The 13,814-nt window shown below is 62.6% G+C and carries 6 protein-coding genes; 4 read left to right on the top strand and 2 right to left on the bottom strand.

What is annotated here, in order from left to right:
* The first annotated feature begins 45 nt into the window (after positions 1–45).
* Positions 46–8,547 (top strand): Ig-like domain-containing protein, encoded by an 8,502-nt coding sequence (locus AMM33_RS18430; RefSeq protein ID WP_255350713.1) that lies wholly within the window; start codon positions 46–48, stop codon positions 8,545–8,547.
* Positions 8,548–8,641: 94 nt separating this feature from the next.
* On the opposite strand, the gene AMM33_RS18425 is transcribed toward AMM33_RS18430, so the two are convergent.
* Entirely contained in the window at positions 8,642–9,388 is a 747-nt protein-coding gene (locus AMM33_RS18425) for a tyrosine-protein phosphatase (protein WP_090142722.1), read from the bottom strand.
* A gap of 358 nt (positions 9,389–9,746) precedes the next feature.
* Here AMM33_RS18425 and AMM33_RS18415 point away from each other — a divergent pair, with 358 nt between their 5' ends.
* On the top strand, positions 9,747–10,169 hold the full coding sequence (locus AMM33_RS18415; protein WP_090142720.1) for a universal stress protein: 423 nt from the start codon (positions 9,747–9,749) through the stop codon (positions 10,167–10,169).
* A 186-nt stretch (positions 10,170–10,355) separates the two neighbouring features.
* On the opposite strand, the gene AMM33_RS18410 is transcribed toward AMM33_RS18415, so the two are convergent.
* Positions 10,356–11,141, bottom strand: coding sequence for a hypothetical protein (locus AMM33_RS18410; RefSeq protein WP_228768237.1), 786 nt, complete (start codon positions 11,139–11,141; stop codon positions 10,356–10,358).
* A gap of 173 nt (positions 11,142–11,314) precedes the next feature.
* On the opposite strand from AMM33_RS18410, the gene glcE reads away from it, so the two are divergent.
* Complete coding sequence (glcE, locus tag AMM33_RS18405; protein ID WP_090142719.1) at positions 11,315–12,472, top strand: glycolate oxidase subunit GlcE; 1,158 nt, start codon at positions 11,315–11,317, stop codon at positions 12,470–12,472.
* A 16-nt stretch (positions 12,473–12,488) separates the two neighbouring features.
* The gene (glcF, locus tag AMM33_RS18400) at positions 12,489–13,733 is read left to right on the top strand and encodes a glycolate oxidase subunit GlcF (RefSeq protein ID WP_090142718.1); all 1,245 of its coding nucleotides are present in this window, start codon (positions 12,489–12,491) and stop codon (positions 13,731–13,733) included.
* Positions 13,734–13,814: the final 81 nt, after the last annotated feature.

Below are 13,814 nucleotides of genomic sequence, written 5' to 3'. Positions count from 1 at the left end.
CACCGTCGGTGCCCGCAGCGCCATGGTCTTCGTGGGCAACGACAAATTCACCGACGCCTCCGGCAACCTCAACAAAGACGGCGCCGACCTCAACAACCTCGCCAGCTTCAGCATCAACGCAGCTGTTACCCCTGTCGCCCCCGCAGCGACAGCGGTGTGCAGGGTGACAACACCACCAACGACACCACGCCCGCGATCAGTGGTACAGGTACAGCGGGTGAAGTCATCACCCTCAAGGACGCCGCCAATGCCGTGATCGGCACCGCCACCGTGGATGTCAACGGCACCTGGAGCATCACACCCTCCGCGATGCTGCCCTCAGGYGCAAACACCCTGAGCGTGACTGCAACGAGCGCCAGCAATCAAATCAGCCCAGCCACCTCGCTGGTCATCACCCTAGACACCACAGCCTCTGCCGCCCCCACCGCCATGCTGGACGCCAGCAGCGACAGCGGTGTGCTGGGCGATAACACTACCAACGACACGATGCCCACGATCAGTGGCACCGGCACTGCGGGTGAAGTCATCACAGTCAAAGACCCCGCTGGAGCCGTGATCGGCACCGCCTCCGTAGCTGCCAACGGAACGTGGAGCGTGACGCCAACGACAGCGCTGGCCTCAGGCGCCAACAACCTGAGCGTCACCATCACCGACGCCGCTGGAAACACCAGCGCCGCCACGCCGCTGGTCATCACCCTCGACAACACGGCTTCTGCGGCACCTGTTGCCACAGTCGATGCTTCGAGCGACAGTGGCCTATTGGGTGACCAACTGACCAACGACACGACGCCCACGATCAGTGGCACCGGCACTGCGGGGGAAGCCATCACGGTCAAAGACTCCGCTGGCGCCGTGATCGGCACCGCCACCGTAGCGGCCAACGGAACGTGGAGCGTCACACCCACGGCAGCGCTGGCCTCTGGCGCGAACAACCTGAGCGTCACCACCACAGACGCTGCGGGCAACACCAGCCCAGTCACGCCGCTGGTCATCACCTTCGACACCACGGCCTCTGTCGCTCCGACTGCCATGCTTGACCCGAGCAGTGACAGCGGTGTGCTGGGTGACAACACCACCGACGACACCACGCCCACCATCAGCGGCACGGGCACCGTTGGCGAAATCATCACCCTCAAGGACGGGGCCAACGCAGTCATCGGCACCGCCACCGTGGCCACTAACGGAACGTGGAGCATCACGCCAACGGCAGCGTTGCCCTCGGGCGCGAACACATTGAGCGTCACCACCACCGACGCCGCTGGAAACACCAGCGCGCCCAGCGCTTTGACGGTGACGATCACCAGTACGGTGCAGGGCAATGCCAGCATCAGCGGCATGGCCACAGGGGCGCTGAGCGAAGACGCCAGTGTGAATTCGGTCAGTGGCAGCTTGACCGTGACCGACCCGGATTCGGGTGAAAACGTGTTGCAAACGCCTGCCTCGTTGGCGGGTGTTTATGGCACATTCACGCTCAACACCAGCTCAGGCGCCTGGACATATACGCTGGACAACAGCCGGGACGCCACGCAGGCCCTGGCAGCTCAGGCCACGGTGACCGACAAGCTCACGGTGACCAGCAAAGATGGCACGGCCAGTCAGGACATCAGCGTCCTCATCACGGGCACCGACGATGCACCGGTGCTGAGCATCCCTTCGGCAGGCCCCCCGGGCACGGCCAAATCGCCAGCCAACAACACCGTGATGGTGCCCAGTAACACCAATGTGGCCGGCCTGTGGACGCCGATCGTCGACATGTATGGCACCTTGAATGGCCTGGGCGTTTACAAGGCGCCCTACTACGCCTATGGCGGCACCACGCCCATGGTGGTGCGCGATGACAACAACATCGCCGGTACAGCCAACACCCGCCTGGACAAAGGCGACATCCTGGCGGCCGACTTTCAGGGCTACAACGGGGTCGTGTATGGCGTGGCCGTGGGGCTGCGCAAGTTGCAAGCCGATGGCCTGGGGGCAGCCACCTTGCGTGTGGACATCAAAAAGCCCGATGGCACCATCATCTCGGGCGTGACCACCGCCTCATCCACCCGACAAGGGGGCAGTGGCGGCTGGGACAACGGGGGCTATTACCTGGGCAGCACGATTGGCAATTTCACGGCCGATCAAACCGGCACTTACACGATGCTGATCGTGGGCACTTCAACGGCACCGGTGCGCCTGAATTTTCCGGAAGCCAAGGTGATCAATGCGGCAGGCGAAGTCATCGTCAACCCCGTGCATCTGAACTACACCGAAGGCCAGGGCATGGCCGCCATCAACACCATCGTCACCGTGGCCGATGTGGACGACACCAGCGCCGTCAGCGCCAAAGTGGCCATCACGGCTGGCTTTGAAGCGGCAGAAGATGTGCTGGGTTTTGTCAACGATGGGCAAACCATGGGCAACATCACCGCCAGCCTGAGCCCCGGCGTGGTGCGCCTGAGTTCGGCGGGCGGCACCGCCACGCTGGCGCAATGGCAAGCGGCCTTGCGTGCGGTGCAATACAGCAACATCTCTGACAAACCCAGCACCGCCACCCGTACCGTGCAGTACATCCTGAACGACGGCACGCTGGATTCGGCGGTGGCCACTTCCTTGATTGGGGTGACGCCCGTCAAGGACGCGCCGGTGTTGACCGACACCTCGCTGAGCCTGGCCATGGTCGCGGCCGATGCCCCTGTGCCCACGGGCGCGGTGGGCACACTGGTGAGCAGTTTGATGGGTGGCGTGAGCCTGCCCGATGGCACCAGCACCCTCAAAGGCATGGCCATCACCGGGGTGGACACCAGCCAAGGTACTTTGTTCTTCAGCACCAACGGCGGCACCACCTGGACGGCCGTGAGCAGCGTCAGCGATGCCAATGCCTTGCTGCTGAAATCGGATGCGGACAACCGTTTGTATTTCCAGCCCGCAGCTGGGGTCTCCAACAGCATCGCCAGCGCCGTCACCTTCCGCGCCTGGGACCAGGGTGTGGGTGCAGAGGGCTCGTATGTGGATGTTTCGGTCAATGGGGGCACGAGTTCATTTTCTTCAGCCACCGATGTGCTGCTGCAAAAATTGCCTGTAGCGGTCAACCTCAGCGATGTGGCCCAGGGCAGCGGTGGTTTTGTCATCAACGGTGACAGCGCCAGCGACCGCAGCGGCTTGACCCTGAGCAACGCGGGCGACGTCAACGGTGACGGATATGACGACATCCTGGTCGGGGCACCTGGCGCCGATGTCAACGGCACCCCCGATGCGGGCCGTGCCTATGTGGTGTATGGCAAGACAGGCAACATGCAGATAGATCTGAGCGCTGTGGCAGCAGGCGTGGGAGGCTTTGCGATTGATGGCTTTGCGGTCAACGATGCCGTGGGCACCTCGGTCAGCGCCGCAGGCGATGTGAACCAAGACGGCCTGGCCGACTTGGTGGTGATCTCCAACAACGGCAACGCTTCCCCAGCGGGCAACAACCAGGGTCGTGCACATGTGATTTTTGGCAGTACCAGCGGCGCCACGGTGTCTGTGAACGCTTTGACAGGCAGCACCGGTTTTTCGATCAATGGCGTGACCGATATCCCGTCGGTGGGGCTGCAGACCGTGAGCGCCGCAGGCGATGTGAACGGCGACGGCCTGGAAGATTTCCTGGTGGGCACCTTGACCGCTGATGTGGCGGGCATGACGGACGCAGGCAAGGCCTATGTGGTCTTTGGCCGCACCAACAACAGCACCGACGTGGAGCTGAGCGCTGTGGCCGCAGGCTCTGGCGGCTTCATGGTGCAGGCCCAAAGTGCCGCTGATTTGCTGGGAGCGTCCATCAGCAATGCAGGCGACGTCAATGGCGACGGGCTGGCCGATTTGATCGTGGGTGCCACCATGGCCCATGGCAAGGGCGCCTCGTATGTGGTGCTGGGCAAAACAGGTGGCGAAACCGTGTCTGTCAGCAGCTTGGGCTCACAAGGTTTTGTGATCTTTGGCGAGTGCGCGGGCGACCAGGCCGCTCGCGTGAGCAATGCGGGCGATGTCAACGGTGACGGCCTGGCCGATCTGATCGTGGGCGCCAGCGACTCCGATTTGAGCAATGGCAGCAATGCGGGCCGCAGCTATGTGGTGTTTGGCCGCACCGGCGCGGTCACTGAGGTGCAGCTCAGCGCCATCGCGGCGGGCTCGGGCGGCTTTGTCATCAATGGCCAGTGCGCGGGCGATGCCGCCGGTGCTGTGGGCTATGCAGGCGATGTCAACGGCGATGGCCTGGCCGACCTGATGGTGGGCGCCAGCGCCGCCGACCCGGCAGCGGGCACCGATGCAGGCCGTGCCTATGTGGTCTATGGCAAAACCAGCACCAGCGCCATCCAGCTGAGCAACTTGGCGCAGGGCGAAGGCGGCTTTTTCATCAACGGCCAGTCGGCCGGTGACTTGGCCGGCACCGTCAGCCTGGGCGGCGACATCAACGGTGACGGCTTTGCCGATGTGCTGGTGTCCGCTGCCCATGCCACCACGGAAGGCGGCACGCTGGCGGGCCAGTCGTATGTGGTCTGGGGCGGCAGCCGCTTCATGGACACCCTGGATTTGTCGGGCCAGCTGGCCGCTGACACCCTGACGGGCAGCACCGTTTCAGACACCTTTGTGGCCGGTGATGGCGCCGATGTGTTGATCGGCAACGGTGGCGCCGACGTGATGTATGGCGGCAAGGGCAACGACACTTTCGTGTTGAACGCGGCCAACGTGCAGGCTTTGCACAGCCCCATGGGCCAGGGCGGCAATGCGCAGCAACTGGCCCGCATCGATGGTGGCACGGGTTATGACACGCTGCAGCTCAGTGGCGGTGCAGCCCTCAACCTGGGTGCAGTCAGTCATGCCGACGCTGCTTCGCCCGATGTGGCCAGCCGCATCGAAGGCCTGGAGCGCATAGATCTGGCCACCGATACCGCGAGCAACACGCTGGGACTGGGGGCCAAAGACGTGGCCGATCTGGCCGGTTTCAACAGCATCCACACCGGCAGCGCCAGTGCGGACGGCAAGACCTGGGTGAACGTGAGCGGCAGCGCTCTGAGCAGCATCACGCCCTATCACCAGCTGGTGGTCGACGGCAATGCCCAGGATGCGCTGAACCTGCAAACCGGGCCAGGCGACTGGGCGAATGTGGGCACGGTCAATGACGGCCTGCATGACCATGTGGTCTTTCAAAACGAGGCCCTGCACGCGCAGGTCATCGTGCGCCAGGGCGTGGCGGTGTATGGCGCCAACGACGCCACGGGCAACCCGAGCAATGCTGCACCAGTGCTGACCGATCGAATCCTGAGCCTGGGCTTGCTGGGCGATGTGGCCACCGATCCTGCGGGCGAAGTCGGCAGTTTGGTCAGCAGTTTCATGGGTGGAGTGAGCGACGCCGATGGCGCAGCCGCTTTGCAAGGCATGGCCATCACCGGCGTGGACACCAGCCAGGGCAGCCTGTACTACAGCACCAATGGCGGCCTCAGCTGGGCGCAGGTCAGCGCGGTGAGCGATCACATGGCATTGCTGCTGGGGCCGGACAGTGACAACCGGATTTACTTCAAACCCAACGCGGGCGTGACCACCAACATCAGCTCGGCAGTCACATGGCGCGCCTGGGACCAGACCCTGGGCAGCGAGGGGGTGTATGTGGATGTGCTGGCCGGTGCGGGCTTGAGTGCCACGGCTGCCTTTTCCAGCACCACCGACCAGATCGCGCAGAACTTTGTGCCCAAAGTCAACCTGAGCAGCGTGGCTCAGGGCGTGGGCGGTTTTGTCATCAATGGCCAATGCGCGGGCGACCTCAGCGGCTTCAGCGTGGCCAATGCGGGGGATGTGAACGGCGACGGCTATGACGACCTGATCGTGGGTGCACCGTATGCCGACACGTCGGTGAACAACAGTGGCCGCGCTTATGTGGTGTTTGGCAAATCGGGCACCAGCGCAGTCAACTTGAGTGGCCTGGCCGCTGCCTCGGCGGGTTTTGTGCTGGAAGGCTTTGGCATTACCTTTAGCGCAGCTTCAGTCGCTGCCGCAGGTGATGTCAACGGCGACGGACTGGCCGACCTGATGTCCAGTGCACACAACGAAGATGGCACCCACGGTCGCACTTACATCGTGTATGGCAAAACCTCCAGCACCGCGGTGCAGGCTTCGGCAGTGAATGCAGGCAATGGCGGTTACACCATCATTGGCTACACCAGCTCCGGCCAACTTTTCAGCTCAGGCGTTGTCAGTGCAGCAGGCGATGTCAACGGCGACGGTTTGACCGACTTCTTGGTCGGTGCATCCAGAATGGGCAAGACCTATCTGGTGTTTGGCAGCACAGACATGGCCAAAGTGCAATTGACAGCTGTGCAAGAAGGCTCAGGTGGCTTTGTCATCAACGCGCAAAGCAGTGGCGATTTCACCGGCTACAGCGCGAGCAATGCGGGCGATGTGAACGGCGACGGTCTGGCCGATGTGATCGTGGGCACCTACAACAGCGACCCTGCCACCGGAACCGACGCTGGGCGCAGCTTTGTGGTGTTTGGCAAGACCGACTCAGCAGGCGTGAACCTGTCGGCCTTGCAGGCCGGATCGGGCGGCTTTGTCATTCAGGGCCAGTGTGCCAACGACCTGAGTGGCTTTTCCGTGAGTCAGGCGGGCGACGTCAACGGTGACGGCCTGGGCGATGTGCTGGTGTTTGCTCCGCAAGCCGACCCGGCCGCCAAGGCCAATGCAGGCAGCACCTATGTGGTGTATGGCAAGACAGATGGTCAAGTCATTCAGCTCAGCGCCATTGCGGCAGGCATGGGCGGCTATGTGATCTACGGCCAATCTGCAGGTGACGGGGTCTATCTGACCAGCGATACCCAGGTGCCCCAGCGCACACGCGTGAGCTATGCCGGGGACATCAACGGCGACGGCCTGGCCGACCTGATCATCGGCTCACAGCTGGCCGATCCCGCCACCGGTGTTGACGCGGGCCGCAGCTTTTTGGTGTACGGCCAAACCACCAACACGCCAATTGAGCTGAGCGCCGTGGCCAATGGCGTCGGCGGCTTTGTCATCAACGGCCAGTCGGCCGGTGACAACGCAGGCATCGTCAGCATGGCCGGCGACATCAACGGCGACGGCTTTGACGATCTGCTGGTGGGCGCACGCACAGCCGACCCGAGCGCAGGCGCCGATGCGGGCAAGAGCTATGTGATTTTTGGCGGCAGCCAATGGGGCAGCCAAGTGGACTTGTTGGGCGATGCCACGGCCAACCTCTTGGAGGGCAACACCTCGTCTGAAACCTTCATCGCAGGTGATGGCCACGACAGCCTGATCGGCAACGGCGGCGCCGACGTGATGTTTGGCGGCAAGGGTGACGACCGCTTCATGCTCAATGCCAGCAACGTGAGCGCATTGCAAAGCCCCCTGGGCGCAGGCGGCAACGTGGGGCAACTGGCACGCGTGATGGGCGGCACGGGCTTTGACACGCTGGCGCTGAGCGCGGGCGCTTCGCTGAACCTGCAAAGCGTGAGCAACGCCGACAGCGCATCCCCAGATGGCATGAGCCGCATCGAAAGCATTGAACGCATCGACCTGGCCAGCGACAGCGCCGCCAACACCCTGGGCCTGAGCGCACAAGACGTGGTGGACATGGCAGGCTTCAACAGCATCCACACCGGCACCCCCAGCGCCGACGGCAAGACCTGGACCAATGCCAGTGGCAACGCTTTGGCTGACAGCACCAGATACCACCAGTTGGTGGTGGAAGGCGATGCTGCCGACGTGCTGAACTTGCAGCTGGGCACCGGCTTGTGGGTGAATGCAGGCACCGTCAACGATGGCACCCGTGACTACACGGTCTACCAAAACGAGGGCATGCGCAGCCAGGTGATCGTGCGCACTGGGCTCACCGTCAACAACCTGGACAGCGTGGCCCCCGTGGTGCTGGACATGAACCGCGACGGCATCTTGAGCTACAGCCAGGTGCAAATGGATGTGAACGGCGACGGCCTGCAAGACCAAAGCGCCTGGGCCGCACCGCAAGACGGCGTGCTGGTGTGGGACAAGTTCGCGGACGCCATGGTGCACGACCACAGCCAGTTTGCCTTTGCGCAATACGCAGATTTGCTGGTCACGCCCGGCGCCACCGACCTGCAAGGCCTGGCCGCCGCCTTTGACAGCAACGGCGACGGCGTGCTGAACGCGCAAGACAGCCGATTTGCCCAGATGGCCGTCTGGCAGGACGCCAACCACAACGGCCAAAGCGACAGCGGCGAAGTGCGCCACCTGCTCGATGTGGGCATCGTGTCGCTGCAGCTGCACAGCGACGGCGTGCTTCGCAGCCCCGCTGCGGGCGTGCAGGAAGCCGGCCGCACCCACGCCACCTGGCTGGACGGCAGCCAGCTGCTGGTGGCCGACGCGGCCTTTGCCTTCTCCAGCGGTGGCAGCAGTGACAGTGGCAGCGGTTTGCAGTGGCGCGATGTCTTGGCCAGCGCCGACAGCCCTCAAGACAGGCATTCAGGGGCCATGCTGGGCGCTTCGCCCGTTGACACCCACCAGCAATTCCTGATCGACCAGGCGCAGCTCATGACGCATTGAACCCTGTAGGAGTGGCGCCCCCGCCGCGATGGGCCCACGCAGACCACGCCCCATCGCCCCGGGGGCGGGGCTGCAAAGTCACCGCCAGCGGTGTTCAATCTTGCACAAGCATCTGCTGGAGCTCTGACACTTCTTGCGGGCTCAGCCCGACGGCGCCATGCAAATAGTCATGCATGCCGCCGTGCTGTGTGTCGACCGCCTCGAACGCAGCTTGCAAAAACTCGGGCTGCACTTGCCACAGCACTTTCATCACATGCGGATGGCCCATGCCTTCCAGCCGCGCATCACGCTTGTACAAGGCGTTGGTCAGCAAATAGTCGTGCTCGATGGTGGCGCGGTCCACGCCCAGCGCGGACAGCAGCAGCGCCGCTGCAAAGCCCGTGCGGTCTTTGCCCGCTGTGCAGTGAAACACTTGTGGTGTGGGATGTTCGAGCAAGTGCTTCAAAAACCGGCCAAAGGTGCCCGCATTGCAGTTCACAAAATCGCGGTACGTCTCGCGCATCAGCTCCACGGTTTCATCGGTGCTGGGCACGATCCCTTGCGCCACCAGCGCTTGCATGCGCGCGATCACGGTGGGCTCAATCGTCAGTGCCACCCGCTGCACCCCGGCAATGTCATAAGGCGTGGCGGTGTACTCGGCCACGCCTCTGAAGTCCAGGCTGTGCCGCACGCCCAGTGCCTGCAATTGGTCCAGATCTTGGGCTGACAAAGCGGCCAGATGGTCCGATCGGAACACCTGACCGCTTTTAACGCGGCGTTGATCTTGCGTACGGTAGCCCCCAAGATCGCGAAAATTTGAAGCGCCTTGCAAGCGGATGGAGACAGCAGGAGATGAAGACATGGCAGGCTTGAATAAACAATACACAGCCATTGTCGCCAGAAGGGCCAGGCTGTCAGTCACCTGTTTACAAGGCGCGGGCTTGCCATCTACCGAATTTGGGGCAAGCATGGCGCTATTTTTTGAAGCACTCAGCGAAAACATGCGGCGCATCTTGGGGCGCGAGTCCAACCCGTGGGCGATCGTGCGTGGCAACCCTCTCCAAACCACTGCCCAATGGCGGGACGAACCACCTGGTACCTTGCCAGCGTCTGACTGCGAGCCGAAGTGGCTCATGTCCTTATTCATGACGCAGGTCAAGGATTCATCGTTCAGGTGTCTGTAAATTAGAAGCTCGTTTGATTTACACAAGGAGCACCGTATGAAAATCTTGTTGGCTGTCGATGGCAGTGAGTACACCAAAAAAATGCTGGCCTATATGGTCACGCACACTGAGCTGTTCAGCCCCAGCAACAGCTACACCTTGTTGACGGTGCAATCCCAAATACCGCCCCGTGCGCGTGCGGCGGTGGGCAAAGAGATCGTGGATGACTACCACCGCGAAGAGTCTGAACGGGTGCTCGCCCCTGTGGACGCCTTCCTGGAGCGCCACGGCATTCAGGCCAAAAGCATGGCCAAGGTCGGCCACGCAGGAGAGGTCATTTCCAAAACCGCAGACAGCGGCAAATTTGATTTGGTGGTGATGGGCTCCCATGGCCATGGCACCTTGGCCAATTTGGTGATGGGCTCGGTCGCCACACAAGTGCTGGCAAATTGCAAAGTGCCCGTGCTTCTGGTGCGTTGAGCTTGAACTTGTCAGTCACCCATGGCGTGTTGTTTTCGGATGGGGGTCGGCAGCGCCAACGTACTCAGCCATTTTCGACACAGTGTTTCACCTCGCGCCGATGTGCATGAAGTAGACGTTTATGCCCAGGGGTTGGCTTGATTCGTTGGGGGTGACAGGGTCGAATGCAGGTTCAAGCAGGGCTCTTTAATAGCTTTTGCTGGCATGCTGCAAGACTTCGCCGATGGATTTTGCGTTCGGCGCATAAGCGGCCATGGCTGCACCCATCGCGACGAGGAAGACGGCTGCCCCTGCAAAGGGCAGCACGGTTCGCCGAAAGGTGCTTGACAGCCAATGCTCAGGCTCTTGCCCGCGCAGATGGCGAACGAGGGCATAAGAAAGCGTCCCATCGACCAGTACCTCTGCAAAAAGGACGGGGGCGAGGTTGACAACATAGAGACAAGCGAGCGCCATTCCGATGACCGTGCCGATGACCAATGTGATGGCCAGCAGCGGCACTGCCAACTCGTCAGTGTCGGCGATCGCCTCGACGGAATCACCGACCTTCCCCAAAGGTGAAGTCGAGGCTGGCTGCAGCGCCGTTGTTGCGTCGTCGAAGGAGCCTGTCGCACCGCCGCCTGCAAAATCACCACCTCCGCCGCTCTTGAAGTCTGGCATACGGGTGGGTGATTTTGGCCAAGAAATCGAGGGGGTCCAATCTGGAAGGTTGATGTAGTCTTCGGCCTTTGTTCGCAGCCAAAGCCAGATGAAGAACAAAAAGAAGAAATAGGCCACCACCAGTGCCAAAGGATAGCGGACGGCCATGGACGTTACGCCCAGATGCAGCAGGGCAAATGACGACAGCAAACCCACCCCAGCCGTGAGCGCAACGATCAGCGTCATCTGCAGACGGGGGTATGACTCCCGCATCAGGCGTTCCTTGACGTGCTGTACTGCAAGGCTGCGAAGGATGAGTGACTTGGACGGGGGCATGGGTTTGCAGGGTAAAAAACTTGATCTTAAACAGAATACCTAATGATTCGTTTGGCCGGATCTTGTGCAGGCCCTTGCAGTGCCAGAACCATCCACCCGGCGCAATTTCCCACAACCTGCCCGTTAAAAATCTTCACGCAGCCGCCAGACGGCGGGCGTTACCATCCCTGCCCATGGAAACTCAACTCAATTCCCTCATCGACGCCGTTCGCCAGGCGGGTGCGGATGGCCGCGTGCTGCGGCTGCGCGGTGGCGGCAGCAAAGATTTTTGGGGTCAAAGCCTCACGGGCGAAGTGCTGGACACCCGGGCCTATGCGGGCATCGTCAGCTACGAGCCCAGCGAACTGGTGGTCACGGTGCGCTGCGGCACGCCGCTGGCCGAGCTGGAAGCTGCTCTGGCCGAAAAGGGCCAGTGCCTGGCCTTTGAGCCGCCGCACTTTGGACAAGTTTCGGGCCATGGGGCGACCGTGGGCGGCATGGTGGCCGCCGGGCTCAGTGGCCCGGCCCGCGCCACTGCTGGCGCTGTGCGCGACTATGTCTTGGGGGCACGCTTCATCAACGGGCTGGGCGAGCACCTGACCTTTGGCGGCCAGGTCATGAAAAACGTGGCCGGTTACGACGTGAGCCGCCTCATGGCCGGCAGCTGGGGCACGCTGGGCCTGATCACCGAGGTCAGCCTCAAAGTGCTGCCCGTGGCCCCCGAAGAAGCCACGCTGATGTGTGTGGGACTGCCGCAAAAAACAGCGCTGGATTTGCTGCACCGCTGGGGCGGTCAGCCCCTGCCTTTGAATGCCAGCGCCTGGGTGCGTGACACCACCGCCCAGCCCGTGGCCGACTGTATGTTTGTGCGTCTGCGCGGCGCGGTGGCGGCGGTGCAATCTGCGCTGGGCAAGATGAGCGCCGACGCCGTTGCCTTGGGTGCCCAGGTCAACGTGATGGACAACACCGAAGTCGCCGCAGACTGGCGTGCCAGCGGCGATCAAACCCTGCCGTTTTTTGCCGCCCCCGCGCCCGACGCCTGCCTGTGGCGTCTGTCGGTGCCGCAAACCGCGCCGCTGCTGGATTTGCCGTATGCCCCATACATCGAATGGCAAGGCGCGCAGCGCTGGCTCTGGGCTCCGGCCTCGGCGGCGCTGGCCTTGCGTGAGCTGGCGCAATCGGTGGGCGGTCATGCCACTTTGTTCCGGGCCAGTGCTGCCCATGCCGAGGTCGACAAAGTCGCCGGTGTGAACACCCCGTTGGACGCCGTGCAAGACCGCATTCAGCGTCAACTGCAACAACAGTTCGACCCGAAAGGCGTGTTCGCCACCGGTCGCATGCATCCCCTCTGAGCCCGGGACGAAAAACATGCAAACCCATCTCGCCCCCGAATACCAAAACACCCCCGACGGCCTGGAAGCCGAAGCCATTCTGCGCAAGTGCGTGCACTGCGGCTTTTGCACCGCCACTTGCCCCACCTACCAACTGTTGGGTGATGAGCTCGACGGCCCGCGTGGCCGCATCTACTTGATGAAGCAGGTGCTGGAAGGCCAAACGCCCACCCGCAAAACCCAGATGCACCTGGACCGGTGCCTGACCTGCCGCAATTGCGAAAGCACATGCCCGAGCGGCGTGCAATACGGCCACTTGGTGGACATTGGCCGCAAACTGGTGGACGCCAAAGTTGAGCGCCCCGCAGGCGAAAAACTGGTCCGTTGGGCGCTCAAAGAAGGTCTGCCTTCGCCCCTGTTTGCGCCCGCCATGAAGATGGGCCAGATGGTGCGCGGCCTGCTGCCCGACAGCCTGAAGGCCAAAGTGCCTGCGCCGCAAAACGCCGGTGCCTGGCCCACCACTCAGCACGCCCGCAAGGTGCTGATGCTGGCTGGTTGTGTGCAGCCGAGCATGAGCCCCAACATCAACACCGCCACCGCCCGCGTATTGGACGCCGCAGGCATCCAGACCGTGACCGCGCCCAAGGCCGGTTGCTGCGGCGCGGTCAAGTTCCACCTGAACGACCAGGGCGGCGGCAAAGACCACATGCGTGCCAACATCGACGCCTGGTGGCCGCTGGTCGAAAACGGCGAAGTCGAAGCCATCGTGATGAACGCCTCGGGCTGCGGCGTCATGGTCAAAGATTACGGCCATGTGCTCAAAGATGACCCGGTCTATGCCGACAAAGCCGCCCGCATCGGTGCGCTGACCAAAGACCTGAGCGAGCTGCTGCCCGAGTTGGTGCCGCTGCTCAAACCCAAGCTCAAACCTGAAGCCCTGCAAGCCGCAGGCCTGCAGGCTTATCACCCGCCCTGCACGCTGCAACACGGCCAGCAACTCAAAGGCGGCGTCGAAAAGCATCTGGGCGATTTGGGCTTTCAGATCAAGGTCACGGCCAACGAGTCGCACCTGTGCTGCGGCTCGGCGGGCACCTACAGCGTGCTCAACCCCGAGCTGTCCAAGCAACTGCGCGACCGCAAGCTGGGCCATCTGAACGCGCTGGAGCCCCAGGGCGTGATCAGCGCCAACATCGGCTGCATCACCCACCTGCAAAGCGGCAGCGGCCTGCCGGTGCGGCATTGGGTGGAGTTGTTGGATGAGGCGCTGGCGTCAGTCGGTTGATCGTTTCAGCACGCATGACGGGATTCCTGTTGTTCGGCACTCGAAGAGTCCGACATCAGCCAGCTGAGGTCTCTGGTTCAT

It is taken from the genome of Limnohabitans sp. DM1, from assembly GCF_001269385.1.
GTDB lineage: Bacteria > Pseudomonadota > Gammaproteobacteria > Burkholderiales > Burkholderiaceae_C > Limnohabitans_A.
Note: the sequence above shows the minus strand (reverse complement) of the source record. Positions and strands in the feature narration are given on the sequence as shown.

Excerpts from the sequence above, each read along its gene's own strand:
- AMM33_RS18425 (WP_090142722.1), bottom strand. The coding sequence starts at position 9,388 with ATGTCTTCATCTCCTGCTGTCTCCATCCGCTTGCAAGGCGCTTCAAAT.
- AMM33_RS18415 (WP_090142720.1), top strand. The coding sequence starts at position 9,747 with ATGAAAATCTTGTTGGCTGTCGATGGCAGTGAGTACACCAAAAAAATG.
- AMM33_RS18410 (WP_228768237.1), bottom strand. The coding sequence starts at position 11,141 with ATGCCCCCGTCCAAGTCACTCATCCTTCGCAGCCTTGCAGTACAGCAC.
- glcE (WP_090142719.1), top strand. The coding sequence starts at position 11,315 with ATGGAAACTCAACTCAATTCCCTCATCGACGCCGTTCGCCAGGCGGGT.
- glcF (WP_090142718.1), top strand. The coding sequence starts at position 12,489 with ATGCAAACCCATCTCGCCCCCGAATACCAAAACACCCCCGACGGCCTG.